Below are 26,067 nucleotides of genomic sequence, written 5' to 3' on the forward strand. Positions count from 1 at the left end.
GGGGAATGAAGGGAACCATGCCCGCCACGGTGAAGAGAAGTGAGGGGTCGTTGGAAACCAGCGACGCCGACGGCACGACTGTGTGCCCGTTCTTCTCGAAGTAGCTCAGCCAGCGGCTTGCGATCTCATGGGACTTCACGGGGGATCCTTCTCATCGGGCGGGTGGTTCGGACCGGCACGGGCCCTCGAAACGGGCGGATGCCGGCGAAGGCAGCCTGGAGCGGCGGCTAGCGGCGCGCCGAGGCGGTGGCTGCGGGGAGGGCTGCGGCGTCCTGCGGGTCGACGCCGAGGGCTGCACGCAGATCGGCCTCACGTTCACGCATCCCGGAACGCAGCGCATCCGCGAAACCGGCCACGCTGTCGGAGGCCTGGCCGACGGCGCGGTTGAGCCCGGCCGGACCGAGCGCGGACTTCGCCGCGGTGACCTTGCGGACTGCGATAACACCGATGGCAACTCCGGCTGCCATCCAAAGGGCTCTTCTGATCATTGGTTCCTCCTCATCGAGTGCTGGCGGCGGTGGTGCTCTCCGGACCGTCCCGGTCCGAAGCTGGAGCTCAGCGGCTGCGGCGGCGTCCAGCCGGAGAGCGGCGTCCGGCGAAGGCCGAACGGACTCCGTAGGAGAACGCGGCCACCTTGATGAGCGGGGCGCCGACCGTCGCGGCCACCAGGGAGGACAGCGCCGAAAGATTGGCCGATGCGTCGGAGACATTCGAGGTGATGCCGTCGACGTTCTTCAGCTGCTGATGGGTCGTGCTGACCGTGCTTGTCACCTCGGTGATCAGGGGGGTCGTCTCATCCGTGACGGTGCGGATCGCGGTCCGCAGTTCGTCAAACACCTTCCCGAGCTTCAGCACGGGAACAGCCAGCAATGCGACCAGGACGGCAAACACACCGGCTGCAATGAGGCCGGCAATATCTCCACCGGACATGGACGGTCTCCTTTAGACGCAATGAAACCGCCCGTCGGGCGGCAGGATCTACTTCAGTACCCTACTCAATAGCCCGCGGCACGGGCCGCGGGCTATTGGTCGGGCTGTCAGCTCGGACCGGCGGACCTGCCGCCGGAACCGGTGCTAGCGGGCGTAGTACTCCACCACGAGCTGCTCTTCGCAGGTCACGGGGACCTCGGAGCGCTTGGGGCGGCGGACCAGGCGGGCCTGGAGCTTGTCGAGCTGAACGTCGAGGTAGCCCGGGACGGTCGGCAGGACGTCGCGGTGCGCACCGGCGGCGGCAACCTGAAGCGGGACCATGGTCTCGCTGCGGCTGTGCACGTGGATGAGCTGGCCTTCGGCGACACGGAACGACGGGCGGTCCACGCGGGCGCCGTCGACCATGATGTGGCGGTGGACGACGAGCTGGCGGGCCTGCGCGATGGTGCGTGCGAAGCCGGAGCGCAGAACGAGGGCGTCCAGACGCATTTCGAGGAGCTCGATGAGGTTTTCACCGGTCAGCCCCTTGGTGCGGCGGGCTTCTTCGAAGACGCGGGTCATCTGCGCTTCGCGGATACCGTACTGGGCGCGCAGACGCTGCTTTTCGCGCAGGCGTACGGCGTAGTCGCTGTCCTGCTTGCGGCGGGCGCGTCCGTGCTGGCCGGGAGCGTACGGGCGACGCTCGAGGTACTTCTCGGCCTTCGGGGTCAAAGCAATGCCGAGGGCACGCGAAATGCGGACCTTCCGGCGGGCACGTGTGTTGTTAGCCACGTTTACCTTTCATCTGTTTCTGCGGCAAAGAGCCTGGCGCATCGGTTCGATGCACGGCACTTTCTCTGTGTTGCTGGCCTCCTTGTGCGGAGAGCCGGGATTGGCCGCTTCCCGGTACTACAGTCAGCTCCGCGCACGCTCCTCCGCCTTCGAAATTCGAGGGAAAGGGCACGGGCACGGCGCTACTTGCCAGTCAACCCACAATCCTAGCAGTCCGAGGGCCACGGGACGGTCAGCGGCCGCTTCCCCCGCCGGCCCGGCGCCCGATGGTTCCCCGGCCCCCCGGCGGCTAGGGTACCGGCATGGAGTACGAGATCCTTCCGGCGACTCGAGACCGGTTCGGGGACGTCGCGGTGCTGCTGGGCCCCCGCAACCCCGATTCTCCGGTGTGCTGGTGCCTGACCTACCGGCTGCCGTCCCGGGAGAACCGGGAGCTGACCGGCCGCCAGCGCACAGCAATGGTCGAGGAGCTCTGCGGCCGGACCATCCCGCCCGGGATCCTGGCCTACGACGGCGACACGGTGGTGGGCTGGTGCGGCGTGGCACCCCGGGCCGACCTCCATTCCTTCGCGCACAGCACGAAAATCCCGCACCTCGATGACCTGCCGGTCTGGAGCGTGTGGTGCTTCCGGGTCCGGGGCGGGCACCGCGGCAAGGGCGTTGCCGCGGCGCTGCTGCAGGGCGCCGTGGAGCATGCCCGGGGCCACGGGGCGCCCGCCGTCGAGGGCTACCCGGTGGACAACGGCGGGCAGAAGGTCGACACGACGATGGCCTATGTCGGCACCCGGGCGCTGTTCGAGCGGGCCGGCTTCACGAAGGCCGCCGACACCACCTCGGTCTCCAACGGCTTCCCGCGCGTGCTGATGCGCCGCGCCCTGCCCTGAGCATGCCTCCCTGCGGAACCTCCGCCGGGGACCGGGCCTACCGGCCCCGCAGGATCCTGCGCAGCCGGCCGAGGCGGGTTCCGATGTCCCGTTCGGCCCCCCGGTCGGTGGGGAGGTAGTAGTCCCGGCCCGTTAGGTCGTCGGGCGCGTACTGCTGGGCGGCGATGCCGTGCGGTTCGTCGTGGGAGTAGACGTAGCCCTTGCCGTGGCCGAGCTGGGAGGCCCCGGGATAGTGGGCATCGCGCAGGTGGGCGGGAATGCCCTGGCCCCGTCCGGCCCGCACGTCGGCGATGGCGGCATTGATGCCGTTGTACGCCGCGTTGGACTTCGGCGCCGTGGCGATGTGGACGACGGCCTCGGCAAGGATGATCCTCGCCTCGGGCATACCGACGAGCTGCACCGCCTGCGCCGCCGCCACCGCTGTCTGCAGCGCCGTCGGATCGGCCATGCCCACATCCTCGGAGGCCGAGATCATGATCCTGCGGGCGACGAAGCGGGGGTCCTCCCCCGCCTCGAGCATCCGGGCGAGGTAGTGGAGGGACGCGTCGACATCGGACCCCCGAAGCGACTTGATGAAGGCGCTGGCGACGTCGTAGTGCTGATCGCCCGCCCGGTCGTACCGCAGCGCCGCGACGTCGAGGGCCTTTTCGGCGTGCTGGAGTTCCACCACGACCGGCCCCGGCCCGTCGCCGGCCGACTGGGCGACGCCGGCCGCCGCTTCGAGGGCGGTGAGCCCGCGGCGGGCGTCGCCGGCGGCGAGGCGCACCAGGTGTTCGAGGGCCTCCTCGCTCAGGCGGACGGTCCCGCCCAGGCCCCGTTCGTCTTCGACCGCCCGCTGCAGCAGCCCGGCGATGTCGGCCTCGGTCAGCGGGCGGAGGGTCTGCAGCAGCGACCGGGAGAGCAGCGGAGCGACGACGGAAAACGAGGGGTTTTCGGTGGTGGCCGCGATCAGGACGACCCACCGGTTCTCGACCCCGGGCAGCAGCGCGTCCTGCTGGGCCTTGTTGAACCGGTGGATCTCGTCGAGGAACAGGATGGTGGTCCGGCGGTGGAGGTCGCGCGCGGTCAGGGCCTCTTCCATCACGCGGCGCACGTCCTTCACGCCGGCGGTGATCGCCGAAAGCTCGACGAACTGCCGCCCCTGACCGCGGGCCACCACGTGCGCGAGGGTCGTCTTTCCGGTTCCGGGCGGCCCCCACAGCACGACCGAGGACGGGCCGGCGGGCCCACCGGAGGCGGTGTCGCCGGCCAGGGTGCGCAGCGGCGAGCCGGGGCCAAGGAGGTGCTGCTGGCCGACCACCTCATCGAGGGAGCGCGGACGCATCCGCACGGCCAGGGGGCTCCGCGGCCGCTGGGAACCGGCACCGGTAAGGGTCGGCGGTGCAGCGCCGGGGAAGCCGTCGTCCTCATCTTCGGCGGCAGCGCTGAATAGATCATTCACACTGCCAAGGCTACTGTGTAGCACTGACGCCGGCGGATGGCCGGGGCGGAGCGGAGGACACGATGGCAGAGCCGAGAACCGTCCTCGTTTCGGGTGAGCGCCTGGCCGGCTGGTTGGAGCGTTTCGCACAGCGCAACGGCGGATACACGGTCGACGCCGGCTCCCCCGGCGGAGCCCTGACCCTGAACGCTTCAAACGGGTGCCGTGCCGTCCTGGTTCCACCCCTTCCTCCGGCACCGGAGGCGACCGGCACATCCTCGGTTCAGGCACTGACCGCCGCCGCCGGGGAACCGCGGGCCGTGGCGCTCATCCTGGTGCGCCGGGGCGGCTATTCGGTGGGGGTGGCCCGCCACGGCAGGCTGCTCGCCTCCAAGACGGGCACCCGGTATGTCCAGTCCCGCACGGCCGCGGGCGGCTGGTCGCAGCAGCGGTTCGCGCGGCGCCGGGCCAATCAGGCCTCTTCGCTCGTCCAGGCGGCGGCGGAACACGCTTCGGCGGTCTTCTCGGCCCACCCCATTGACTGCGTCCAGCTGGGCGGCGACCGCACCCTGGCCCTCGAAGTGCTCGCCCACCCGGCGCTTGCGCAGTACGCGCACCTCCCCCGGCTGCCGTTCACCGCGGTCCCCGATCCGCGCCTGGCCGTGCTTCAGCGGGCGGCGGCGGAGGCGATGTCGGTGCGGATCACCATCACGGACCCGCCGGAGGCGGCCGCGGGTTAGGCCCGTCCGCCCGGCAGCCACACCCGGCACCGCACGTCTTCTGACGGCAACGGGTCCAGTGGTGAGGGCACGGGCCTCGAGGGGCACCCGGCCGTAATGGCGGCCGCCGAGTCAGGCCACCGGCAGGGCGGCCCGGACCGGACGGCGTCGGTTACCGGCCGGCAGCCGCGGCTTCGGCCGCGCGGCGGAGGCGGTCGATCGCCTGGCCGGGATCCTCCGCTCCGTAGACGGAGGAGCCCGCGACGAAGACCGTGGCCCCTGCCTCCGCTGCGCGCAGGATGGTCTCTTCGGTGATGCCGCCGTCGACCTGGATCGCGAGGGGAAGCGAACCGCCGCGGACCGCCTCGGCCGCACGCCGGATCTTGGGCAGGGTCAGGTCGAGGAAGGACTGCCCGCCGAACCCGGGCTCGACGGTCATGATCAGGAGCAGATCGAGCTCCCCCAGCATGTCGAGGTAGGGCTCGACCGACGTGGCCGGCCGCAGCGCCATGCCGGCCTGGGCGCCGCCGGCGCGAAGCTCGCGGGCCAGGCGGACCGGGGCGGCCGCGGCTTCGGCGTGGAAGGTCACCGACGCCGCACCGAGCTCGGCGTACGCGGGGGCCCACCGGTCGGCGTCCTCGATCATCAGGTGGACATCGAGCGGGAGCCCGCTGACCTCCTGGATCCGCTTCACCACCGGCTGGCCCAGCGTGAGGTTGGGCACGAAATGGTTGTCCATCACGTCCACGTGCACGGCGTCGGCCGCAACGATGCGCCCGAGTTCACGCTCGAGGTTCACGAAGTCGGCTGAAAGGATGCTCGGATTGATGCGGCAGGCTCCCACAGGTGTCCTTTTCGGGTGGAGGTGGCGGGAGCGCGCGCTGCGTCCCGGAACGGAAGTCAGAGGGGCTTGCGGATCAGGGCGAGGAACATGGCGTCGGTGCCGTGAAGGTGCGGCCACAGCTGCGCTGTGGATCCCGTCCCGGACGCGGCCGGCCGGGCAGAGTTCAACGGTCCGCCGATGCTGACCGCGTCGAGGGCCGCACCGGAGTCGAGCAGCTCCATCTCCGGCCGACGGCGCAGTGCGTCCTCGACGACGGCGAGGGTTTCGGCATGATGCGGCGAGCAGGTCACGTAGGCGACGACGCCGCCGGGGCGCACCGCCTCGAGCGCGGACTCAAGCAGGCCGCGCTGCAGCGGGGCAAGCTCCACGAGGTCCGCAGGCTTGCGCCGCCACCGGGCCTCGGGGCGGCGCCGCAGGGCCCCGAGCCCGGTGCAGGGCGCGTCGACCAGGACCCGGTCATAGCTTTCCGGTTCCTCCTGCCCAACCTCCCTGCCGTCGCCGACGCGCACCGTCCACGTCCCGCCGTCGACCGGACGCAGGGCCTGACGGACGAGCTGTGCGCGGTGCGGCACCGGCTCGTTGGCGACAAGGGTCGCGGGCACCGAGCGGCCCAGCGCGGCGAGGAGCGCCGACTTGCCTCCGGGTCCGGCGCACAGGTCGAGCCAGCGCTCGGATCCGGCGTCGGGACCCGGACCGGAGCCGGCCCCGGCGCCGTTCTCCGGTCCGGCGGGAAGCAGGTCGACGGCAGCGAGGGCGCGGGCGACCAGCTGTGAGCCGGCGTCCTGCACGCGGAGCGTGCCTTCCCGCACCCCGGCCAGCCGTCCGACGTCGCCTCCTGCGAAGTAGGCGGACCCTTCGGCCAGGCGGCCCGGTTCGGCGCCCTCGGCCAGGGCTTCGTCGAGGGAGCCCAGGCCGGGAAGCGCCACGAGGTTCACTACGGGCGCGGCGTTGTCGGCCTCGAGCAGCTCATCGATCTCCTCGACGGTGCGTCCGTGGGCGACCAGTGACTGCCGCATGGCCCGCACGATCCACTCCGGGTGGCTGTGAGTCAGGGAGGCGATCTTGACGCCGTCGGTCTGGCCGGCGGTCAGTTCACCGACCCAGGAGGCGAGGTCGCGGGCGGCCACCTTGCGCAGCACGGCGTTGACGAGGGAAGCGGGACCGGCGCCGATCACGGCACGGACCAGGCCGACCGTCTGATCGAGCGCCGCATGGGCGGGCACGCGCATTCCGAGGAGCTGGTGGGCACCGATGCGCAGCGCGTCGAGCACGGCCGGATCGAGCTGCGCCAGGGGACGGTCGACGCAGCGGGCCAGCACCGCATCATAGGTTCCCTGCCCGCGCAGGGCTCCGTACGCCAGTTCCGTCGCGAACCCTGCGTCTCGCCGGTCGAGTCGATGCTTGCGGATGCTCACCGGCAGGACGAGGTTCGCATAGGCGTCCTCCGCAGCCACCGCCCGAAGCACCTCGAACGCGACAAGGCGCGCCGGGTCGGCCTTCCGGGTCCGCTGGGAGGGCGCGGCCTGGGAGAACTTGCGCTCCCCCGAACGGTTCCGCTCCCTGCCCTTTTCATTACGGCGCGGGCGCTGGCCCGGCCGCTGACCCGCTCCTGGGGTATCAGACATCGAAAACCAACTCTCCGCGCGCCAGGGCGCCCCTCGCCCAGTCACGGGCGTCCATCATTGTCTTTCCGGCGGGCTGCAGGCGGCCGAGCACCACCGGCTCCGACCCGGTGCCGACCTGCACGCCGCCGTCCCGGAGCTCAACCCGGCCGGGGGCAAGGTCCACCGGATCGCCGGCCCCGGTGTCCGGCCGCGCCGGCCGGAGTTCGGACGCCGGGCGGACCGGTGCGATCTTCACGCGCTGGCCCGCGAGGAGCGTCCAGGCGCCCGGCTCGGGGGTCACGGCATTGATCCGCCGCCGGACGGCGACGGCCGGCTGCGTCCAGTCGATCCGGGCGTCATCGATCGAGAGCTTGGGGGCGAGGCTGACGTCCCCCTGCTGCGGAACCGCCTCGACCGCACCCTGCCCGAGCGCCGTCAGCGTCTGCGAAAGCAGGACGGCGCCGCTGTCCGCAAGTCGGTTCAGGACCTCGCCGCTGGTGTCGGACGGTGCCAGCGCTTCGGTCACGGTTCCAAACACGGGGCCGGTGTCGAGTCCGCGTTCGAGGCGGAAGGTCGACGCCCCGGTGATGTCGTCACCCGAAAGTACGGCGTGCTGCACCGGTGCGGCACCGCGCCAGGCCGGCAGCAGCGAGAAGTGGAGGTTGATCCAGCCATGCCGGGGAAGCTCGAGCGCCCGCGGCGGCACAAGCCCTCCGTAGGCGACGATTGCCGCGGCGTCGAGGTCAAGCGCGGCCAGCTGCTCGACCACCTCGTCAGTGAACCGGTTGGCCTTGATCAGGGGCAGCCCCAGCTCCTCCGCCCGGGCGGCCACGGGGCTCGGGGCCAGGGTTCTCTTCCGCCCGACGGGGGCATCGACGCGGGTGAGCACCGCGGCGATGTCGAAGCCCGCGTCCGACAGCGCGTTAAGGGAGGGGACGGCGACGGCCGGAGTGCCGGCGAACAGGATCCTCACAGCCGTCATCCCGGATTCTCCGCACGCCCCGGTGCGGCCGCAGGCCCGGCGGCCGATGCGCTGATGAAGCTCGACCCGAGGGTCTTGGCCCGCTGTGCCGCCGTCTGGCCGGCCACGCTGTTGTAGTCGGCGCTGCGGATGGCGCGCATGGCAACCTTCTTCTCCTCGCCCCGGAGTCTGTCGATGTAGAGCGTTCCGCGCAGGTGGTCCGTCTCGTGCTGCAGGCACCGCGCCAGCATGCCGGTGCCTTCGACTTCGACCGGCTCCCCGTGCACATCCTGTCCACGGACCCTCGCCCATTCGGCTCGTTCAAGGAAGTTCCCGAGCCCCGGGACGGAGAGGCAGCCTTCGACGGCGCCGTCCTGCTGCAGGGTCTCCCCGACCTCGAGCACCGGGTTGACGACGTGGCCCTCGAAACCGTCGATGCTGTAGGTGAAGACCGAAAGGCCCACACCGATCTGTGGCGCAGCGAGGCCGACGCCCTGCACGTCGAGCATCGTCTCGGTCATATCCGCAACCAGCTTTTCGAGCTCGGGGCCGAAGTTCGTCACCGTCGCGGCAGGGGTGCGCAGGATCGGGTCACCGATGATCCTGATACTCAGTACAGCCATTCGGTTCGGATTCCTTCACCTGGTTGGGCGCGGCGGGCGGATGCCCGGGTGGGCGCTGCGGGGGTCTGCGGCGTGCGCGGAGGGCTCGGACCCATCAGGACAAGCCCTCGAGCCATTCTAGAACGCCGCGCCGCCCTGCCGTCCCCGGAGCCGTTGCACTGCGGGAGCGCCGGGCGCGTCCGGGTGCCGACGGCGCCGCTGCGCTGCGGGAGTGCCGGGCGCGTCAGGGCAGTGCCTATGTCCTGCCCGCGGCCTGCCGCTGAGCAAGGCGGGAGCCAGCCCGGGAACCGCGGAGACCGTCAGCCGGCCGCGACGGAGGACGGAGCTTCAGGAGCGGGTGCGGCCGGGCCCGGGCCGTCCGCACCAGTGGCCGGAGCCCCCGCCGAAGCTGCTGACGACGCCCCGGCCGCGGCGCGGGGAGGCGGCGGGCCGATGGGAAGCAGCGCCCGCCCGGCCGTTTCGGCGTTTCGGCCGGCCTCCCAGGCACGGCGCAGCGCGCAGAATCGGAACCAGTGCTCCTTCAACACCTCGGGATTGGCCCGGAGGGCTCGGACCTCCGTCTGGCCGATGGCAACACCGAGGAGGAGTGGCTGCTCGCCGTACTTCCACGGTTCCCATTCGCCCTGATGGGGATCAACGAGGCTTTCCTGGGCCTTCATGCCCGCGACCAGCTGCATGACGACCTTGTCATCGAGCCCCTTGACGAAGCCGTCACGGTCGGTGTTCTTGGTTTTGTAGTCGATGAGGCACAGCCGGCCTCCAATGGTGGCCACCAGATCGAGGGTACCGGCGTACCCGAGTTCCTGATTCCAGACGGTCAGTTCCGGGGCGATAGGCCGGACATCGTAAAGTTCCCACCACTCGTCGAAACGGGCCGCGAACCCCTCCTCCCCGTTCTCCACGAGGGCGAGGCGCGCGGCGTCGAGCTTGTGGGGCCGGCCGAGGGCACGCAGGGCCACCTGCTCGCAGTAGTTGTGCACCCGGGTGCCCCGGAGCGCGGCGTCGTCACGGTACCGCTCGGCAGCCTGCGAGGCGTCCCGGACGGCCTGCTTCAGCTCGGCAGGTTTGCCCAGCGATCCGGGAAGGCGCGGATCGGCAGCCAGGGCGTTCGCCGCCATGTGCCCGAACCAGCCGCCGAGGGACGACGGCGCCTGGGCAATGACGGTCGTGATCGACGGGACGGTGGGCTGGTCCGACGTCGACCTCGCATACATCCGTCCGTAGGGAGTGGAGTGGGCGAGCAGCGGTTCAGTCATGGGTTAAGTCTGTCATCCTCCGGTGACACTCCCGCGCCGCGCCGTTGGCCCGAAGACGCGCCCGATTGGACGAACCTCGAATAGTCCTATAGAGTTTTTTCTCGTTGGAAAACAGAAAAACACGAGGAACTCAAGGGTTTCGGTGTTCAAAATTTTCTTTCTGCGGACGTAGCTCAGCTGGCTAGAGCACCACCTTGCCAAGGTGGATGTCGCGGGTTCGAATCCCGTCGTCCGCTCGCAAGTCACTGCATGGCCGGTTCATCCGGCTGTCTGTTAGTTGGATAGCGGTGGGGTGGCCGAGTGGCTAGGCAGCGGCCTGCAAAGCCGTGCACGCGGGTTCGAATCCCGTCCCCACCTCCAGTAGGTGAATTGCAGAGCAGGAAATTGGGCGATTGGCGCAGCGGTAGCGCGCTTCCCTGACACGGAAGAGGTCACTGGTTCGATCCCAGTATCGCCCACCGAGAAAGACCCCCGGGAAACCGGGGGTCTTTTGTTTTATAAGGCACGCTCCACGGACTCCCGATGTCGACGTGATGGAAAACACCCCTGAGCACCTGCGCGGTACGTTCCGCAGCTTCGTTGCTACCGAAAGAGGCCGCCGGATGCGCTCTACTGCGCCGCCGGGCGGCCAGGACATCCTGCCGTTCCGTATCCTCGCCCTTCCGCACTCCCCGCTCGAAGCCGGAGTCCGACTCCGGGTTCTTCTCATGGGGGTTGCCAATAAATGACTGGTCGGCTATAACTGTACGGGTCGGTAGTTGACCGACTGTCTACTAAAGGAATTGAAACCATGGAAACACGTAAAGTTGCTGTCATTACCGGCGCATCGCAGGGCATCGGCGCGGGCCTCGTCGACGGCTACCGCAAGCTTGGGTATGCGGTTGTCGCGAACTCCCGTTCCATCGCCCCCTCCGAAGACTTCGACCTTGCCACCGTTGCCGGAGACATCTCGGACCCCGAGGTTGCCGAGCGCGTCATCGCCACGGCCGTTGAGCGGTTCGGCCGTGTGGACACGCTCGTGAACAACGCGGGCATCTTCATCGCGAAGCCGTTTGCGGAGTACACCCAGGAGGACTACGACAACGCCCTGCGCGTGAACCTCGGCGGCTTCTTTCACATCAGCCAGAAGGCAATGGCGAACATGGTCGAGCGGGGCTCGGGGCACGTCGTGAACATCACCACCACCCTGGTTGAAAACGCGAACTCGAACGTCCCGTCCGCCCTCGCTTCACTGACCAAGGGCGGCCTCGCCTCAGTCGTGAAGTCGCTCGCGATCGAGTACGCGGCCCGCGGGGTGCGCGTGAACGCAGTCTCCCCCGGCATCATCAAGACCCCGCTGCACGCCGAGGAGACGCATGCCACCTACGGAGCGCTCCACCCGGTCGGCCGGATGGGAACCATCGACGACGTCGTACACGGTGTGCTCTACCTTGAGCAGGCCCAGTTCGTCACCGGCGAGTTCCTTCACGTCGACGGCGGACAAAGCGCAGGAAACTAGCACCGGCCGGGGGCGGCACATCCGCCGCCCCCATCCCGGGCGACAACGATCTCGAGCGGTCTCCTGCCCACCCGCGAGGCCGCAACTAATCTGGAAGCCATTCCGCGGAGCCAAGGAGCCAGCGTCCGCCCATGACGACGAAACAGTTCACCGTCGACCCCGTCTCTCCGTCCTACTGGCGGGCACCTTCGCCAACGGTCCGGTCAACCTCTTCGACCCGGATTCGATCGATGAGCTCGCCCTTCTGCTCACCTCCGCCGAGCGGGATCCCGAACTTCGGGTGATCGTCTTCCGCAGCGACAACCCGGATTTCTTCATGGCGCATTGGGATCTCCTCAGCGACAAGACCAGGGTGGCGAACATGGCGCCGGGACCGACTGGCCTTCACCCGTACCTCGACAATTTCGTCCGTCTCAGCAGGCTCCCCGTGGCAACCATCTCCGTCATCCGCGGACGCGCCCGCGGAGCCGGCAGCGAGTTCGTCCTGGCGACCGACATGCGGTTTGCGTCGGAACACGCGGTTCTTGGCCATTTCGAAGTGGGTATCGGCGCCGTGCCGGGGGGCGGCCCCATGGCGCGGCTCGGACACCTCATCGGGCGCGGCCGGGCGCTCGAGATCCTCCTCGGAGCAGATGACATCAATGCCGCGGACGCCGCCGCTTACGGCTAAGTCAACCGGATCATCAGCGATGCGACGATCGAGGCCGAGGTCGATGCGTTCGCCCGCCGGATCGCCGGGTTCGACAGGACAGCCCTGTCCAAGACGAAGGCGCTCGTCGATGAAGCGACGCTGCCTGAGGACCAGGACTTGGCGCCGGACCTTCAGGCATTTTTCGCGACGGCGGGCCGGCCCGGAAGCCAGCCGCTGATCCGCAGTTTGTTCGCCCGGGGCCTGCAGCAGGCCGGCGGGGTCGAACTGGACCTCGGACGTCGTGTCGGAGAACCGCTGGAGGAACGACGCGAAGGCGGCCCGATCACCTTTCGTGGCCGGGACACGAAAGGTGATCCGGCCCACTGGCGGGGAATTATCCGCCGGCTCCAGAAGTTGATATTGAAACAGAACTGATTAGTCCTAAAGGAGTATTTGGATGGCGACACTACTTGAGCAGGTCCTTGAAGCCAACGGTGGCCTTGACCGCTGGAAGAACCTCAACACCTTCACCGCCCGCATCGCCTACGGCGGCCCGTTCTGGGAATTCAAGGGACAGCCCGACGTCGTCGGCACCGACCTCGTCGAGGCGAGCCTGCAGGAGCAGCGCACCCGCCACACGCAGGAGGGCACCGGCCGCGTCATCGAATACGACAAGAAGTCAGACCGCGTGACGGTGACCGCCGCCGACGGCACGCTCATCGAGGAACTGACCAACCCCCGCGCCAGCTTCGAGGGCTACACCTTCGAAACGCAGTGGACCCTCGCTCAGATGTACTACTTCCGCAGCTACGCCACCTGGCACTACCTCGTCGAGCCCTACATCTTCACCTGGCCGGGCGTCGAGACTCAGGAAGTGGAGCCCTGGACCGAGAACGGCGAGACCTGGCGCGTACTCAGCGTCACCTTCCCTTCCTCGATCGACACCCACAACACCACCCAGCTGTACTACTTCGACGCGGCAGGGCACCTGCGCCGCATGGACTATCAGCCGGAGGTCAACGGCAACGAACCCGGTGCCCACTACATCCGCGGGGAGGCCGAGGTCGACGGATTCATCATCCCCACGAAGCGGCACATCCACATCCGCAACGATAACCGGACCCCCGATCTGTCCTGGGTTCTGATCGAGATCGACCTGAGCGACATCACGATCGCGTAATGCTCCTGCCGGAGGGGAGCAGCACCGCTCCCCTCCGGCACACCCTGTGATCCACGGCCTCTCCAACGCCCGCCGGCGCTGTTCAGCGGTTTCCGGCTGGCCGGCCGTGGATTTGGCTCCCCCCTCACGGCGCGATATTGTTGAGCCACTGGTTCGATCAGCTTTCGGAAAAGCGTGAACACCCTTCCGCCGACGAACTGCAGGACCAGCACCAACTCAACCGGGCTCCCGCGCAGGGACGCCCCCTTGCGGACGTAGCTCAGCTGGCTAGAGCACCACCTTGCCAAGGTGGATGTCGCGGGTTCGAATCCCGTCGTCCGCTCCATCGCTTTCCGGCACTCCCTCCGCGGCGAAACCGCAGCAAACCACTATATGTTCCACTCAAACCGTGGTGACCTGCACACTCGGCTGCGACCACAGCGCATTCGACGTCGGCCACTGCCTGCCGCTCTCACCGCGCCTCCCGGCACCCCTCCCCGCGAAACTGCAGCCCACCACGTGTCCCACCCAAAGCGTGATGACCTGCACACTCGACCGAGTCAGCCCCAGGCTCCACGCTCGACCCCCCCCCATTACCTCCCCGCGAAACTGCAGCTCACCACGTTATGGCCCGCCCAAAGCGTGGTGACCTGCACACTCGACGGCGACGGAACCCTCAGCGGAGCGGCCACCCCTCCCCCGGACGTATCCCCGCAATCTGCACTACGATTGTGACGAAGGGAACACCAGGTTCCCGGGTAGGAAAGGAGGTGCCTGTGTCTGTTTTTGACGGGCTCAAAGGCAAGGCCGGTGGGTTGAAGGACAAGGCGACCGGACTGATCGGCGCCAACTCGGAGAAGGTCAAGGCCGGTATCGGCAAGGCCGGCAGCATTGTCGACGGCAGGACCGGCGGCAAGTACTCCGGGCGCATCCGCGGGGTGCAGTCCAAGGCTTCAGCGATGGTCGACAAGATCGAACGCGAGCAGCGCGGCGGCACGACCGGACCTACACCTCCTCCGGCCTCATCGCTTTAAGTACCGCAAAAAGGAAGCGCCGGTCCCGCCGTGAGGCGGAACCGGCGCTTTTGTTTAAGCCGGGCCCGGCTTCGGCCCGCAGGCTACGCTCCGGAACCGCCCTGCCGGGCCAGCGCCGTGAGCCGGGAGACTGCCCGGTAATACTTCTTCATGTACCCGCCGTGCATCATCTCATCGGTGAACAGCTGATCGAAGGGCACACCGCTGGCGAAGATCGGCACGTCCCGGTCGTAGAGTCGGTCGGCCAGCACCACGAACCGCAGGGCCACTGACTGCTCGGTAATCGTCGATACGCGGTGCCATGCCACGGCTTCCACTCCGTCGAGCAGCTGCCGGTACTTGCTGGGGTGCACGCCGGCGAGGTGGTGGATGAGGTCGCCGAAGTCATCCTCGGCCAGCACCCCGCCGTTGCCCGAGTAGTCCCGGACGTGGTCGCGCAGGCCGGATTCGCTCAGGGGCGCCGGCGGCTGCGGCAGCCCGCGGTGGCGGTAGTCCTCGCCGTCGATGCGCAGCACGTCGAACTGGTCGGCGAGCACCTGGATCTCCCGCTGGAAGTCGACCGCCGCGAACCGGCCCTCCCCGAGGGACCCGGGCAGCGTATTGGAGGTGGCGGCCAGCTTCACGCCGGCGTCGGCGAGTTCGCGCATCAGCCGGGACATCATCACCGTGTCACCGGGATCGTCAAGTTCGAATTCGTCAATGCAGACCAGGTTGTAGCCGCTGAGGGACTCGACGGTCTTGCGGAAGGAAAGCACACCGCACAGGTTCGTGTATTCGACGAAGGTGCCGAAGGCTTTGGGCCCCTGCGTCGCATGCCAGAGGGAGGCGAGCAGGTGGGTCTTTCCGACGCCGAAGCCGCCGTCGAGGTAGATCCCCGCGCGGGAGGGCGCCTTCCGTGCGCCGAAGAGCTTCCGCAGTCCGCTGGGCTCGGGCTCGTCAACGGTCGCGGCGAACGCCCGCAGCCCCTTCACGGCTGCCGACTGCGAGGGCTGTGAGGGGTCGGGCCGGTAGCTGGAGAACGATACGTCCTTGAAGCGCGGCGAGGGGTAGAACCCGTCGAGCAGTTCGTCGACTGAGACTTTCGGGGCGCGGTCGGTCAGGTGCTCTACGGATGCCACAGATCTGGGGTGCTTTCTCTTGCCGGCCGAAGGATGCGATGGGGAGCGCGACGGCGCGCCCGTCAGGCAACATTACGGCACCGGACTGCTACGCGCCGGAAGCAATTCGCGCCGGGCGTGGTTAGGCTAAGAGAGAGAAGCCGCCCCCACCAGAAAGCCATTTGATGCCGCTCAAAACAGATTCGTCCGAAAAGTTCGCCGCCTACGCCCACCCCGGCCGGCTCGTCTCGACGGACTGGCTCGCCGACCACCTCGGCACGGACGGGCTGGTGGTCCTCGAGTCCGACGAGGACATCCTGCTGTACGAAACCGGGCACATCCCCGGGGCCGTGAAGATCGACTGGCACACCGAACTCAATGACGAGGTGCGCCGCGACCTCGTCGACGGTGAGGCCTTCGCCCGCGTGATGTCCGCCAAGGGCATCTCCCGCGACACCACGGTGGTCATCTACGGCGACAAGAGCAACTGGTGGGCCGCCTACGCCCTCTGGGTCTTCGAACTGTTCGGCCACGAGGACGTCCGGCTGCTCGACGGCGGACGCGATAAGTGGATCGCCGAGGGACGCCCGCTCACGACGGAGGCCACCACGGTCCGCCCCGGCGACTACCCGGTCATCGAGCGGAACGACCCCCGCGTGCGCGCCTACCTCGGCGACGTGCTTGAGCACTTCGGCAACCCGCTCATCGACGTCCGCTCCCCCGAGGAATACACCGGTGCCCGCACGCACATGCCCGCCTACCCGGAGGAGGGAGCCATGCGCGGCGGCCACATCCCCACGGCGGCGTCCATCCCGTGGGGCCGCGCTGCCGCCGAGGACGGCACCTTCCGCAGCAGGGAGGAGCTCGACGCCATCTACCGCGGCGAGGCCGGCCTCAACGACGGCGACGACGTCGTGGCGTACTGCCGCATCGGAGAGCGCTCAAGCCACACGTGGTTCGTCCTGACCCACCTGCTGGGCTTCGACCGGGTGCGCAACTACGACGGGTCCTGGACCGAGTGGGGCAACGCGGTGCGCGTGCCGATCGTCCGCGGCCCCGAACGCGGCGAGGCTCCGGCCCGTCCGGCGGAGGCCCGGCGATGAGCACGGCTCTTCCGGCCCAGCTGGCCGAGATTATCGATGACTTCCAGGACCTGACGGAGCCGGACCGGCTTCAGCTGCTCCTCGATTTCTCCCGCGAGCTTCCGGAGCTGCCCGAGCGCCTCCGGGAGCATCCCGAACTGCTCGAGCAGGTCGTCGAGTGCCAGAGCCCGGTGTTCCTCACCCTTGAGGTGGGCGAAGCACCTGAGCGCCGGGTGAACCTGTTTTTCTCGGCTCCGCCGGAGGCTCCGACGACCCGCGGTTTCGCCGGAGTCCTCATGGAGGGCCTCGACGGGCTGCCCGCCGAGGAAATCCTTGCGGTCCCGGACGACGTGCCGGACCGGCTGGGCCTGACCAGGGCCATCACGCCGCTGCGCATGCGCGGCATGAGTGCGATGCTCGGACGGATCAAGCGTCAGATTCGGGCGACTGCGGCCTAGGCTCCGCTCCCGGGTGCCTGCCGCCGGGCAGGGTGCGCTGGTGCAGTACCCGGTCCAGCCAGCGTGAGACCGTCTCCTCCCAGCGTGCCGGATCGACGTTCCACTCCTTGGTGTGGCGAGCCCGGTGGAACCGCTCGAAGGTGACGAAGGCCGGGTTCCGTTCGGCGAGTTCGGCCGAGGGCGCGACCGGAACGAACTCGTCGTCCTCGCTGTGCAGGATGAGGGTGGGGATGGTCAGCTGCTCCGCCCGTGAGATCCAGTCCATACTCTTGAGGTCGAGGGGCGCGGCCAGGCCGGTGATGCGCTTGGCGGCGTCGTTGGCCAGCAGCCACTGGCCCAGCCGGCCCACCGGAGCCGGAATCCGGTTCAGCTGGGCGTGGTAGGCGAGCACCTCGATCCAGTTCACCACCGGGCCGTCGAGCACCAGCGCGCCGATGCGGCGGCGGTGGCGGGAGAGATCGGCGGTCTGCAGGGCGATGGCGCCTCCCATCGACCAGCCGAAGAGGACCACCTCCTGGGCGCCGGAGGCGATGGCGTAGTCGATGGCCGCCTCGACGTCGCGCCACTCGGTCGCGCCGAGGCCGTAGCGCCCGTCGGGGGCGAACGGCGCGTCGCCGTCGTTCCGGTAGGAGATGACGAGGCTGGTCAGGCCGACGCTGCGGGCGGTGCGCACCGCCCGCAGGGCCTCGGTACGCTGGGCGCCCCTGCCGTGGATCATGATCGCCCAGGTGTCGGCCGGCGACTCCGCGCGGATCAGCCACGCCGGCGCCGACCCGCCGTCCACCGGCACCTGGACCTCCTCGTCGGCGAACCCCAGGCCCGACGGCGCCGGGTAGACGCTCCCGCTCCACCAACCGCGCCGGGCGGTGCGCAGGTCCCCCGCGTACACCTCCTCGACGTCCCGCTCAACGGTTCCCTCACGGGGGCTGTAGGAGCGGATGGCGCCGATCCGGGCGTGGCCGGCCCCCCTGTTGAAGTAGAGGCTGTAGGTGCCCTCGACCGTGGTGTCCTCGTTGGCCGGCAGGATCACCCGCTGGTTCTGCCCGGCACCGGTGACGGCGAGGATCTCCAGGTTCTCCTCGCGCGTGCGGGCCGGGGTCACGACCCGGCGCGCGAAGTACGCTGCGAGCGCCGATGCGGCCGTGGCCGCCGAGGACGTCAGCAGCGCACCCACGCCAATCCCGAACGCCGTCCACTTCACCCAGGGGGCGGGGGCGGAGGCGGTGGCCTGTGATGCTGGTGGGAATGCCATACGGCCATTCTCACCCGTTCCGGCGTCCAGCGGGCAATTTCGTCGCAGCCGGTGCGTCCGGCCCCTGCGCACACCGCCGCCGGTGGGCCGACGGGCAGCGCCGGGCAGGCGTCCATACTGCTGTCCTCCCGCACCCGGCGGGCCGGGTCTACTGTTGGCGGTATGACTCAAACCATTCTGGTGCTGACCGAGGAAGCCCTGCAGGACGCGGATGTGGCGAACCTGAGGACACTGCAGGGCGAGGAGGACGCCGAATTCATCATTCTCGTTCCGGCGGACCGGAACAAGAGCATGCTCGGCGAGTTCTTCCACCACCTGAGCATGCTCGAGTTCGCCCAGGCGTTCCGGGATGTTGCGGGCAGTGATTCCGGCCACCGGCCGGAGCATACGGCCGACGACGCGCTGGAGGCTTCCCTGCGGACCGCGGGGGCGTCGGGTTTGAGGGCGCGGGGCTACACGGTCGGGGACAACGCCGTCGAGGAATTCGTGCGGGCCGCGGCCGACGAGGGCGCAGCGCAGGCCGTGGTGATCACCCGCCCGCACGCCGTGGCGGACACCCTCCACACCGACTGGGCCAACCGCGCGCAGAGCCACCTGGGGATCCCTGTGCTGCACCTTTATTCCGGCTCGGGATTTATTGGCGACTCATAATCGTTGCCAAAGGTATGACGACATCAGAAAACGCCGCTCAGCCCGAAATCTTCAAGACCGATGACGAGTGGCGCCAGGAACTTACCCCCGAGGAGTTCCAGGTGCTGCGGAAGGCCGGGACCGAGCGCCCGTGGACCGGGGAATACACCGATTCCTACACCGCCGGGGTCTACCAGTGCCGGGCCTGCGGCCAGGAACTCTTCACCAGCAACGAGAAGTTTGACTCCCAGTGCGGCTGGCCGTCCTTCTGGGCCCCGCTTGCCGAGGACAAGGTCCGCTACATCCACGACCGGACCCTTGGCATGGAACGCATTGAGGTGCGCTGCGCCCGGTGCGATTCGCACCTGGGCCACGTCTTCGAGGGCGAAGGTTTCTCCACCCCGACCGACCAGCGGTACTGCATCAACTCCATCTCCATGAAGCTCGTTCCCACCGAGTAATCCGGAAGGCTCAGCCACCGGAAACAGCTAAGAGGACCTGCGGCTGCCGCCTTGTGCGGGCAGCCGCAGGTCCTCTTGGTCTCGGGCCACGGGGGCCTGCCGCCAGCGTAAGAGTCTCTAATTGGACGGATAGTTTCGCGTAAGCAATGCTTTTTTGTTGCTAGGCTCGCCTCAGCATCCGATCCACCGCCCCGCCCGTCGGGGCCCGCTCCGAAAGCAGGCATCCATGACCACTCTGGCATCCTCACCGCTCGGCTCCACCACCCTTGCGGAGCACCCCGCCTGGCTCCGCCTCAAGGCGGCGGCCGGCGCCCTGCAGCAGCTGCAGGTCAAGGACGGATCGGTCCCCGAACCCGCCGACCGCCCGAAGGCCGCCGAGCTCAACACCACGATCGTCGAGGCGGTCACCGAACTCGCCCCCGCCTTCCCGCACGACGCCGCCTACCTCACCGCCCTGGTGAAGGACCTGTCGGCCTGGGCGGAGTCCGGCTTCGGCGTCCCCGACTTCCTGGACTCACTGCTGGCCTTCCAGCCGCAGCAGCACCGCGTTGACGGCCTGGCACACCTGGTCCTCTTCCCCATGTACACCCAGAACGGCAGCAGCAACCGCCTCGTGGAGGCCGTGCTGATCGAAGTGATCTGGCCGGAGTTCATCGCCGACCTCGAGGCCGGCGACTACTCCAACGGGCTGTTCGTGCCGATCCGCTTCATCGACTTCACCGAGGGCTACAACACCAACTCCGCCGTCCTCTTCCCCGAGACTGTCGCCGTCCGCGAAACCCCCACCTTCACCTGGGGCGCGATCTTCGCCGACCGTGAGGCCGCCCGATTCCGCCGCGTGGTGGAGGCCGCCGCCGACATCACCCGCCTCGACCTGCCCGCGGAGGCCCGCGAACTCCTGACCGACCAGAAGCTGGCCGAGGAAACCTTCGTGATGTGGGACCTGATCCACGACCGCACCCACATGCGCGGCGACCTGCCGTTCGACCCGTTCATGATCAAGCAGCGCATGCCCTTCTTCCTGTACTCCCTCGAGGAGCTGCGCTGCGACCTGACCGCGTTCCGCGAATCGGTACGCATTGCCAAGGACGAGGAGGCCTCGCCCGAGACCCGCCGCCACGCCCGCCTGGTGCAGTACGCGGTGATCTTCGACCGGATCTTCCGCTTCGCCATCACCGGCTCCCGCGTGCGCAACTACGACGGCCTCGGGGGGCAGCTGCTCTTCGCCTGGATGCACCAGCACCGCGTCCTCCACTGGACCGACACCAAGCTCACCATCGACTGGGACGAAGTGGCCGACATCGTCGTGGCCCTGGGCGAGGAGATCGAGCAGCTGTACTGGCGCTCGATCGACCGCCCCAAGACCGCGCACTGGCTCGCCGCCTACGAGCTGGTCTCCAAGACCGTCACGCCCCACCCGGCGTCGGTCTGGGCGAAGGGGCCCGATGCCCTTCCGCTCAGCGGCCCGCCGCGCGGCCTGACCGACGCCGTGCTCGACGACGAGTTCCCGCTGTCGATGTTCTTCGAAGCCCTCGACCGCAAGATGAAGCCGGTCATCGAGTCGACGGCCGGAATCACCGGAGCCTCGGCGTGACGGACGCCGTTTCGCCGGCGGGCGCACCCGCGCCCGACGGCCTCACGGTCGTCGTGGCCGGGGCAACCAGCGCCTCGGGCGTGGCCGTGGCCCGGGAGCTCAGCGGCCGCGGCGCGCGGGTGATCGCCGTCGGCTCCGATGCCGGCCGGCTGCAGGATGCCCTCGGACATCTGGACGGCGTCGACACCCGCGTGTGCGACCTGACCGACGCCGCCGCCGTGAAGGCCCTCGCGGCCGCGGTCGAGGCCGACACCGGCGGCGCCGACGGGCTGATCCACCTGGTCGGCGGCTGGCGCGGCGCCAAGGGCATCACCACCCAGTCGGACGAGGACTACGCCTTCCTTCACGACTCGGTCTTCCGCACCCTGTTCAACACGAGCCGCGCCTTCTACGACCAGCTGGCACGCTCCCCCCGGGGCCGGCTCGCCGCCGTCTCGGCCACCGCCGTCGACTCCCCCACCGCGGGCAGCGCCTCCTACGCCGCGGTGAAGGCCTCGGTGGAAACCTGGCTGCGCGCCGTCGCCGACGGCTTCACCCGCGACGGCTCCGCGGCCGCGTCGACCGCGCTGGTCGTCAAGGCCCTGCTCGACGACGCTCTGCGCGAGGCCCACCCGGAGCGGCGTTTCCCGGGCTACACCCACGTCGACGACCTCGCCCGGGCCGCCGCCGCACTTTTCGACGCGCCCGCCGCGGACATCAACGGGCAGCGCACTCCACCGGCAGACCTGCTGGCCAAGACCGACGGCTGAGCGCCGCTAGGGGATAATGGGACAGTGACTGAGACTCTTTCGACCTTCCGCCCGCTGCACGACATCAACGAGCGCGGCTTCGCCTCCGACAACTACTCGGGGATCCACCCCGAGGTGCTCGCCGCCATCGCGGCGGCCAACGGCGGCCACCAGGTGGCCTACGGCGACGACGTCTACACCGCCCGGCTCAAGGAACTGCTCGAGGAGCACTTCGGCGAGGGCATCGAGGCCTTCCCCGTGTTCAACGGCACCGGCGCGAACGTCCTGTCGCTCCAGTCGATGCTGCCCCGCTGGGGAGCCGTCATCTGCGCGGCCACCGCTCACATCAATGTCGACGAGAACGGGGCGCCCGAGCGCGTCGGCGGCTTCAAGCTCCTGACGGTTCCCACCCCGGACGGCAAGCTCACCCCCGAGCTGATCGACCGCGAGGCCTGGGGCTGGGGGGACGCCCACCGGGCCCAGCCGCTGGCCGTCTCGATCACCCAGACCACCGAACTCGGCACGCTCTACACGGTCGAGGAGATCCGGGCCATCGCCGACCACTGCCACGCCCGCGGGATGCACCTGCACATGGACGGCGCGCGGCTGGCCAACGCCGCCGCGGCGCTGGGCCTGCCGCTGCGGGCCTTCACCCGCGACGCCGGCGTGGACATCCTCTCCTTCGGCGGCACCAAGAACGGGCTGATGTTCGGCGAATGCGTCGTCGTCCTGAACCCCGCCGCGTCGACCGGGCTCGAATACCTGCGCAAGATGAACATGCAGCTCGCCTCGAAGATGCGCTTTGTCTCGGCCCAGCTCATCGCCCTGCTTGAAGACGGCCTGTGGCTGCGCTCGGCGTCCCACGCGAACGCCATGGCCGCACGGCTGACCGAGGCGGTGCGCGGCATCGACGGCGTCCGGCTCACCCAGGAGACCCGGGCGAACGCCGTGTTCGCCATCCTCGACCCGGCCGCCGCCGACCGCATCCGGAAGCAGTTCCGCTTCTATGACTGGGATCAGGCGACCGGCGAGGTGCGGTGGATGTGCTCCTTCGACACCACCGAGGAGGACGTCGACGCGTTCGCGGCGGCCATCGCGCGCGAAGTCGGCGCGTAGGCGCTCATTGCCTATGGTTACGAAAAGGTAACCCCCGCGAGTCCTCCCGCGACACGCCGCAGATTCTGGCATAGCCTGCGGGGGTGAGCGCACTTGGCGGCCTGTCGCAGGCACCCGACGAATTCCGAACGGCTCTTGCCGGTCTCAAGGAGGCCCGCTGCCGCACCGAGCTGCGCCTCGAGGAGATTCCTGCACCTTCGCGCCTTGCACCGTTCGCGGTCGCGCTCGGCGCGGAGGTGTACCAGCCGGCCCAGCCCGCGCGGCGCCCGGTCCACGGGCCCGCTGGCGCGGAGCTGCTCCCGCAGGAACCGGTGGAGCTCGCCACCGGGCGGTTCATCCTGCTCTATGACCCGCAGGGCTCGGCCGTGTGGGACGGAAAATTCCGCGTGGTCACCTACATCCGTGCCCAGCTCGAACCGGACATGGGTAACGACACCCTGCTCGGCTCGGTGGCCTGGACCTGGCTCGCGGAAGCGCTCGAGAACCACGGAGCCGCCCATTCCAACGCCGGCGGGACCGCGACCCGCATCCTCTCGGAGAGCTACGGGACGCTCGAGGACCGGCCGGACACCATCGACATCGAACTGCGGGCCTCCTGGACGCCGGACAGCGCGGAAATCCGACGGCACCTCGAGGCGTGGTCCGACATGGTGTGCACCTTCGCGGGGCTGCCGCCCCTCCCCGAGGGCGTCCTGTCCCTGCCGCACCGGCGCAGCTAGGCCCGTCCGGCCGACCGATAGACTGGAACAACCATGAGCTCCGAGAATTCCGATCGGCGGGACCTGCCCGCCGACGCCGCCCCGCCCACCGAGACGCCCGAGAATGGCACGGAACCTGAGGCCGGGCACCTGCCGCTGCTGACGGAACCGCGCGACGGCGTTCCCTTCGTCATCGACACCCCCGCCGGGCTCGAGCGGGCCGCCGCCGCCCTGGCCGCGGGCACCGGGCCGGCCGCCGTGGACGCCGAGCGCGCTTCCGGCTTCCGGTACGGCCAGCGGGCCTTCCTCGTACAGATCCGCAGGGAGGGTGCCGGCACCTGGCTCATCGACCCGGAGCCCTTCGGAGACCTGAAGATCATCGACGACGCCCTCGAGGGCGTCGAGTGGATCCTTCACGCCGCCAGCCAGGACCTGCCCTGCCTCTCGGACCTCGGCATGTGGCCTGACCGCCTCTTCGACACCGAACTGGCCGCTCGGCTCGCAGGGCTCCCGCGCGTCGGGCTTGCCGCGGTGATCGAGTCCCAGCTGAGCTTCACCCTCGCCAAGGAACACTCAGCGGCCGACTGGTCCACCCGCCCGCTGCCCGAACCGTGGCTCCGGTACGCCGCCCTCGACGTCGAGGTGCTCAGCGAACTGCGCGGCAAGCTCGCCGCACTGCTGGACGGGCAGGGGAAGCTTGAGATCGCCGAGGAGGAGTTCGAGCACATCCGCTCGACTCCGCCGGCCGAGCCCAAGACCGACCCCTGGCGCCGCACGTCCGGGCTCCACCAGATCCGCGACCGCCGCCAGCTCGAGGCGGTCCGGCGGATATGGACCGAACGCGAGGAACTGGCCCAGCGGCGCGACGTCGCACCGGGCCGGCTGATCCCGGATTCCGCAATCGTCGCCGCGGCCAAGGCGATGCCCGCCACGGTGCCGCAGCTGCTGTCCACCAAGGGCTTCCACGGCCGCGCCGCCCAGAAGGAAGCGCCCCGCTGGATGCGGTGCATCAACGAGGCCCGCCGGGCCAAGGACCTGCCGCCCCTTCACATCTCCAGCAACACTCCCCCGCCGCCGCGCGTCTGGGCCGAGAAGGATCCCGAGGCGGCCGCCCGGCTCCTCACCGCCCGCCCGCGGATCGCGGCGCAGGCCGAGAAGCTCGACATGCCGGTGGAAAACCTCCTGACGCCGGACTTCCTGCGCCGGATCGCCTGGCGTCCGCCCGCCGAGATCACCCTGGAAAGCATCAGCGCCGCGCTTGCGGAACTGGGGGCCCGGCCCTGGCAGATCGACCGCGTCGCGGCGGTCATCACCGTGGCCTTCCTGGACCCGGACCCGCTTCCCGTCAAGGCCTCGACGCCGAAGGCACCGGCCGAGGCGGGCCCGGTGGAGGCCGCAGGGTAGCGAAGGTCCAGGCTCCGCTTGCACCGCTAAGTTACTGCTGAGTAACATGAGGTCGGATCAACATCTCAAAGAGGAGCACAGTGTGAGCCAACCAGCAGCAACCACCCCCGCCCGTGCCGCTGCCCGCAGCGTGCGGGACGTCGTCTTCGTCGACGGCGTACGGACCCCGTTCGGCAAGGCCGGCGACAAGGGGATCTATGCCGGGATGCGGGCCGACGACCTGGTGGTCAAGTGCATCCGCGACCTGCTGCGCCGCAATCCCTCCCTGCCCCCCGAGCGGATCGACGACGTCGCGATTGCCGCCACCACCCAGACCGGGGACCAGGGCCTCACCATCGGCCGCACCGCCGCCCTGCTCGCCGGGCTCCCCCGCACCGTGCCGGGTTTCGCCATCGACCGGATGTGCGCCGGCGCCCTGACCGCCGTGACCACCACGGCCTCCGGCATCGCCTTCGGCGCCTACGACGTCGCCATCGCCGGCGGCGTCGAGCACATGGGCCACCACCCGATGGGCGAGGGCGTCGACCCCAACCCGCGGTTCGTGTCGGAGCGGATCGTCGAGACCTCCGCGCTGGTCATGGGCTCGACGGCGGAGAACCTGCACGACCGGTTCCCGCACCTGACCAAGGAGCGCTGCGACGCCTTCGCCGTCGCCAGCCAGCAGAAGTACGCCAAGGCCGTCGCGAACGGCCAGATCGGGCCGGACCTGGTGCCGGTCGCCACCCGCTCGGCCGAGGCCGGCTGGGGCCTGGCCACCGTCGACGAGCCGCCGCGGCCGAACACCACGACCGAGGGCCTGGCCACGCTGAAGACGCCGTTCCGCCCGCACGGGCACGTCACCGCCGGCAACGCCGCGGGCCTCAACGACGGCGCCACCGGCTGCCTGCTGGCCGCCGAGGACGTCGCGGTGTCCCTCGGCCTGCACGTGGGCATGCGGCTGGTCGGCTACGGCTTCGCCGGCGTGGAGCCCGAGGTGATGGGCGTGGGCCCGATCCCCTCGACCCTCAAGGCGCTGGCGTCGACCGGCCTGACCATCGAGGACATCGGCCTGTTCGAGCTGAACGAGGCCTTCGCCGTCCAGGTGCTGGCCTTCCTCGACCACTTCGGCATCGCCGACGACGACGAGCGGGTCAACCCGTGGGGCGGCGCCATCGCCGTCGGCCACCCGCTGGCCTCCTCCGGCGTCCGGCTCATGACGCAGCTGTCCCGGCAG

Annotated in this window: 29 protein-coding genes and 4 tRNA genes; 21 read left to right on the top strand and 12 right to left on the bottom strand. The window is 69.4% G+C overall.

The annotated features are described in order from the left end of the window. From QZX79_RS15275 to rpsD, 4 genes are all read right to left on the bottom strand, one after another. Positions 1–139, bottom strand: a 139-nt coding sequence (locus QZX79_RS15275) for an alanine--tRNA ligase-related protein (protein WP_294569607.1), incomplete at its 3' end; no start/stop codon positions are given. 88 nt (positions 140–227) lie between these two features. After that, entirely contained in the window at positions 228–488 is a 261-nt protein-coding gene (locus QZX79_RS15280) for a DUF6167 family protein (protein WP_294569553.1), read from the bottom strand. Between the two features lie 67 nt (positions 489–555). Further along, entirely contained in the window at positions 556–930 is a 375-nt protein-coding gene (locus QZX79_RS15285) for a DUF948 domain-containing protein (protein WP_294569555.1), read from the bottom strand. 144 nt (positions 931–1,074) lie between these two features. Next, positions 1,075–1,701 (bottom strand): 30S ribosomal protein S4, encoded by a 627-nt coding sequence (gene rpsD, locus QZX79_RS15290; protein WP_294569557.1) that lies wholly within the window; start codon positions 1,699–1,701, stop codon positions 1,075–1,077. 302 nt (positions 1,702–2,003) lie between these two features. On the opposite strand from rpsD, the gene QZX79_RS15295 reads away from it, so the two are divergent. Further along, positions 2,004–2,585 (top strand): GNAT family N-acetyltransferase, encoded by a 582-nt coding sequence (locus tag QZX79_RS15295; RefSeq protein ID WP_294569560.1) that lies wholly within the window; start codon positions 2,004–2,006, stop codon positions 2,583–2,585. 37 nt (positions 2,586–2,622) lie between these two features. On the opposite strand, the gene QZX79_RS15300 is transcribed toward QZX79_RS15295, so the two are convergent. After that, complete coding sequence (locus tag QZX79_RS15300; protein WP_294569562.1) at positions 2,623–4,026, bottom strand: replication-associated recombination protein A; 1,404 nt, start codon at positions 4,024–4,026, stop codon at positions 2,623–2,625. A 62-nt stretch (positions 4,027–4,088) separates the two neighbouring features. Between QZX79_RS15300 and QZX79_RS15305 the strand changes: the two genes are divergently transcribed. Next, the gene (locus tag QZX79_RS15305; RefSeq protein WP_294569564.1) at positions 4,089–4,745 is read left to right on the top strand and encodes an acVLRF1 family peptidyl-tRNA hydrolase; all 657 of its coding nucleotides are present in this window, start codon (positions 4,089–4,091) and stop codon (positions 4,743–4,745) included. A gap of 151 nt (positions 4,746–4,896) precedes the next feature. Here QZX79_RS15305 and rpe read toward each other — a convergent pair whose 3' ends face one another. The 5 genes from rpe to QZX79_RS15330 form a co-directional block, all read right to left on the bottom strand. Further along, positions 4,897–5,568, bottom strand: coding sequence for a ribulose-phosphate 3-epimerase (rpe, locus tag QZX79_RS15310; RefSeq protein ID WP_294569566.1), 672 nt, complete (start codon positions 5,566–5,568; stop codon positions 4,897–4,899). Between the two features lie 56 nt (positions 5,569–5,624). Next, positions 5,625–7,193: an RsmB/NOP family class I SAM-dependent RNA methyltransferase gene (locus tag QZX79_RS15315; protein ID WP_294569568.1), complete on the bottom strand. Its 1,569-nt coding sequence runs from the start codon at positions 7,191–7,193 to the stop codon at positions 5,625–5,627. Then, on the bottom strand, positions 7,186–8,145 hold the full coding sequence (locus tag QZX79_RS15320; protein ID WP_294569609.1) for a methionyl-tRNA formyltransferase: 960 nt from the start codon (positions 8,143–8,145) through the stop codon (positions 7,186–7,188). Before QZX79_RS15320 ends, QZX79_RS15315 begins: the two co-directional genes overlap by 8 nt. Before the next feature lie 5 nt (positions 8,146–8,150). Continuing rightward, positions 8,151–8,756, bottom strand: coding sequence for a peptide deformylase (gene def, locus QZX79_RS15325; RefSeq protein WP_294569570.1), 606 nt, complete (start codon positions 8,754–8,756; stop codon positions 8,151–8,153). Positions 8,757–9,055: 299 nt separating this feature from the next. Beyond that, positions 9,056–10,012, bottom strand: a complete 957-nt coding sequence (locus tag QZX79_RS15330; protein ID WP_294569572.1) for a cytochrome — start codon at positions 10,010–10,012, stop codon at positions 9,056–9,058. A 162-nt stretch (positions 10,013–10,174) separates the two neighbouring features. Between QZX79_RS15330 and QZX79_RS15335 the strand changes: the two genes are divergently transcribed. From QZX79_RS15335 to QZX79_RS15370, 9 genes are all read left to right on the top strand, one after another. Further along, positions 10,175–10,248, top strand: a tRNA-Gly gene (locus QZX79_RS15335). Between the two features lie 50 nt (positions 10,249–10,298). Beyond that, a tRNA-Cys gene (locus QZX79_RS15340) sits at positions 10,299–10,372 on the top strand. Positions 10,373–10,398: 26 nt separating this feature from the next. Continuing rightward, positions 10,399–10,470: transfer RNA gene (locus tag QZX79_RS15345), tRNA-Val, on the top strand. 332 nt (positions 10,471–10,802) lie between these two features. After that, positions 10,803–11,510, top strand: a complete 708-nt coding sequence (locus QZX79_RS15350; protein ID WP_294569575.1) for an SDR family NAD(P)-dependent oxidoreductase — start codon at positions 10,803–10,805, stop codon at positions 11,508–11,510. Continuing rightward, on the top strand, positions 11,431–12,180 hold the full coding sequence (locus QZX79_RS18615) for an enoyl-CoA hydratase/isomerase family protein (RefSeq protein WP_366485042.1): 750 nt from the start codon (positions 11,431–11,433) through the stop codon (positions 12,178–12,180). Before QZX79_RS15350 ends, QZX79_RS18615 begins: the two co-directional genes overlap by 80 nt. Before the next feature lie 138 nt (positions 12,181–12,318). Then, on the top strand, positions 12,319–12,576 hold the full coding sequence (locus QZX79_RS18620; RefSeq protein WP_366485045.1) for a hypothetical protein: 258 nt from the start codon (positions 12,319–12,321) through the stop codon (positions 12,574–12,576). Between the two features lie 22 nt (positions 12,577–12,598). Next, the gene (locus QZX79_RS15360) at positions 12,599–13,321 is read left to right on the top strand and encodes a hypothetical protein (RefSeq protein ID WP_294569580.1); all 723 of its coding nucleotides are present in this window, start codon (positions 12,599–12,601) and stop codon (positions 13,319–13,321) included. Between the two features lie 248 nt (positions 13,322–13,569). Beyond that, a tRNA-Gly gene (locus QZX79_RS15365) sits at positions 13,570–13,646 on the top strand. 430 nt (positions 13,647–14,076) lie between these two features. Beyond that, a complete protein-coding gene (locus QZX79_RS15370; RefSeq protein WP_294569582.1) occupies positions 14,077–14,334 on the top strand; it encodes an antitoxin in 258 nt (85 codons plus the stop codon). A gap of 83 nt (positions 14,335–14,417) precedes the next feature. Here QZX79_RS15370 and zapE read toward each other — a convergent pair whose 3' ends face one another. Beyond that, complete coding sequence (zapE, locus tag QZX79_RS15375; RefSeq protein WP_294569584.1) at positions 14,418–15,452, bottom strand: cell division protein ZapE; 1,035 nt, start codon at positions 15,450–15,452, stop codon at positions 14,418–14,420. 164 nt (positions 15,453–15,616) lie between these two features. Here zapE and QZX79_RS15380 point away from each other — a divergent pair, with 164 nt between their 5' ends. Next, complete coding sequence (locus tag QZX79_RS15380; protein WP_294569587.1) at positions 15,617–16,534, top strand: sulfurtransferase; 918 nt, start codon at positions 15,617–15,619, stop codon at positions 16,532–16,534. Continuing rightward, entirely contained in the window at positions 16,531–16,971 is a 441-nt protein-coding gene (locus tag QZX79_RS15385; protein ID WP_294569589.1) for a SufE family protein, read from the top strand. Before QZX79_RS15380 ends, QZX79_RS15385 begins: the two co-directional genes overlap by 4 nt. On the opposite strand, the gene QZX79_RS15390 is transcribed toward QZX79_RS15385, so the two are convergent. Beyond that, on the bottom strand, positions 16,940–18,223 hold the full coding sequence (locus QZX79_RS15390) for a S9 family peptidase (RefSeq protein ID WP_294569591.1): 1,284 nt from the start codon (positions 18,221–18,223) through the stop codon (positions 16,940–16,942). The two genes, QZX79_RS15385 and QZX79_RS15390, sit on opposite strands and share 32 nt — an antisense overlap. 162 nt (positions 18,224–18,385) lie before the next feature. Here QZX79_RS15390 and QZX79_RS15395 point away from each other — a divergent pair, with 162 nt between their 5' ends. The 8 genes from QZX79_RS15395 to QZX79_RS15430 all read left to right on the top strand — a co-directional run. Continuing rightward, positions 18,386–18,874: a hypothetical protein gene (locus QZX79_RS15395; RefSeq protein ID WP_294569593.1), complete on the top strand. Its 489-nt coding sequence runs from the start codon at positions 18,386–18,388 to the stop codon at positions 18,872–18,874. Positions 18,875–18,888: 14 nt separating this feature from the next. Beyond that, positions 18,889–19,314 (top strand): peptide-methionine (R)-S-oxide reductase MsrB, encoded by a 426-nt coding sequence (gene msrB, locus QZX79_RS15400; RefSeq protein WP_120165402.1) that lies wholly within the window; start codon positions 18,889–18,891, stop codon positions 19,312–19,314. A 226-nt stretch (positions 19,315–19,540) separates the two neighbouring features. Beyond that, the gene (locus QZX79_RS15405; RefSeq protein ID WP_294569595.1) at positions 19,541–20,908 is read left to right on the top strand and encodes a DUF6421 family protein; all 1,368 of its coding nucleotides are present in this window, start codon (positions 19,541–19,543) and stop codon (positions 20,906–20,908) included. Beyond that, positions 20,905–21,657, top strand: a complete 753-nt coding sequence (locus QZX79_RS15410; RefSeq protein ID WP_294569597.1) for an SDR family oxidoreductase — start codon at positions 20,905–20,907, stop codon at positions 21,655–21,657. Before QZX79_RS15405 ends, QZX79_RS15410 begins: the two co-directional genes overlap by 4 nt. A 24-nt stretch (positions 21,658–21,681) precedes the next feature. Further along, positions 21,682–22,752, top strand: coding sequence for a low specificity L-threonine aldolase (locus QZX79_RS15415; RefSeq protein ID WP_120165400.1), 1,071 nt, complete (start codon positions 21,682–21,684; stop codon positions 22,750–22,752). A gap of 83 nt (positions 22,753–22,835) precedes the next feature. Next, the gene (locus tag QZX79_RS15420) at positions 22,836–23,471 is read left to right on the top strand and encodes a DUF3000 domain-containing protein (protein WP_294569601.1); all 636 of its coding nucleotides are present in this window, start codon (positions 22,836–22,838) and stop codon (positions 23,469–23,471) included. Positions 23,472–23,504: 33 nt separating this feature from the next. Further along, entirely contained in the window at positions 23,505–24,854 is a 1,350-nt protein-coding gene (locus QZX79_RS15425) for an HRDC domain-containing protein (RefSeq protein ID WP_294569603.1), read from the top strand. A gap of 82 nt (positions 24,855–24,936) precedes the next feature. Then, on the top strand, positions 24,937–26,067 hold a 1,131-nt coding region (locus QZX79_RS15430), incomplete at its 3' end, for a thiolase family protein (RefSeq protein ID WP_294569605.1).

It is taken from the genome of uncultured Arthrobacter sp. (assembly GCF_902805515.1).
Classification (GTDB): Bacteria; Actinomycetota; Actinomycetes; order Actinomycetales; family Micrococcaceae; genus Arthrobacter_D.

Bases quoted from the DNA above. Each gene is read 5' to 3' on its own strand.
- QZX79_RS15295 (WP_294569560.1), top strand. From the start codon at position 2,004: ATGGAGTACGAGATCCTTCCGGCGACTCGAGACCGGTTCGGGGACGTC.
- QZX79_RS15385 (WP_294569589.1), top strand. From the start codon at position 16,531: ATGAGCACGGCTCTTCCGGCCCAGCTGGCCGAGATTATCGATGACTTC.
- QZX79_RS15315 (WP_294569568.1), bottom strand. From the start codon at position 7,193: ATGTCTGATACCCCAGGAGCGGGTCAGCGGCCGGGCCAGCGCCCGCGC.
- QZX79_RS15285 (WP_294569555.1), bottom strand. From the start codon at position 930: ATGTCCGGTGGAGATATTGCCGGCCTCATTGCAGCCGGTGTGTTTGCC.
- QZX79_RS15280 (WP_294569553.1), bottom strand. From the start codon at position 488: ATGATCAGAAGAGCCCTTTGGATGGCAGCCGGAGTTGCCATCGGTGTT.
- QZX79_RS15425 (WP_294569603.1), top strand. From the start codon at position 23,505: ATGAGCTCCGAGAATTCCGATCGGCGGGACCTGCCCGCCGACGCCGCC.
- def (WP_294569570.1), bottom strand. From the start codon at position 8,756: ATGGCTGTACTGAGTATCAGGATCATCGGTGACCCGATCCTGCGCACC.
- QZX79_RS15390 (WP_294569591.1), bottom strand. From the start codon at position 18,223: ATGGCATTCCCACCAGCATCACAGGCCACCGCCTCCGCCCCCGCCCCC.
- QZX79_RS15395 (WP_294569593.1), top strand. From the start codon at position 18,386: ATGACTCAAACCATTCTGGTGCTGACCGAGGAAGCCCTGCAGGACGCG.
- msrB (WP_120165402.1), top strand. From the start codon at position 18,889: ATGACGACATCAGAAAACGCCGCTCAGCCCGAAATCTTCAAGACCGAT.
- QZX79_RS15380 (WP_294569587.1), top strand. From the start codon at position 15,617: ATGCCGCTCAAAACAGATTCGTCCGAAAAGTTCGCCGCCTACGCCCAC.
- QZX79_RS15350 (WP_294569575.1), top strand. From the start codon at position 10,803: ATGGAAACACGTAAAGTTGCTGTCATTACCGGCGCATCGCAGGGCATC.
- QZX79_RS15305 (WP_294569564.1), top strand. From the start codon at position 4,089: ATGGCAGAGCCGAGAACCGTCCTCGTTTCGGGTGAGCGCCTGGCCGGC.
- QZX79_RS15360 (WP_294569580.1), top strand. From the start codon at position 12,599: ATGGCGACACTACTTGAGCAGGTCCTTGAAGCCAACGGTGGCCTTGAC.
- QZX79_RS15330 (WP_294569572.1), bottom strand. From the start codon at position 10,012: ATGACTGAACCGCTGCTCGCCCACTCCACTCCCTACGGACGGATGTAT.
- QZX79_RS15405 (WP_294569595.1), top strand. From the start codon at position 19,541: ATGACCACTCTGGCATCCTCACCGCTCGGCTCCACCACCCTTGCGGAG.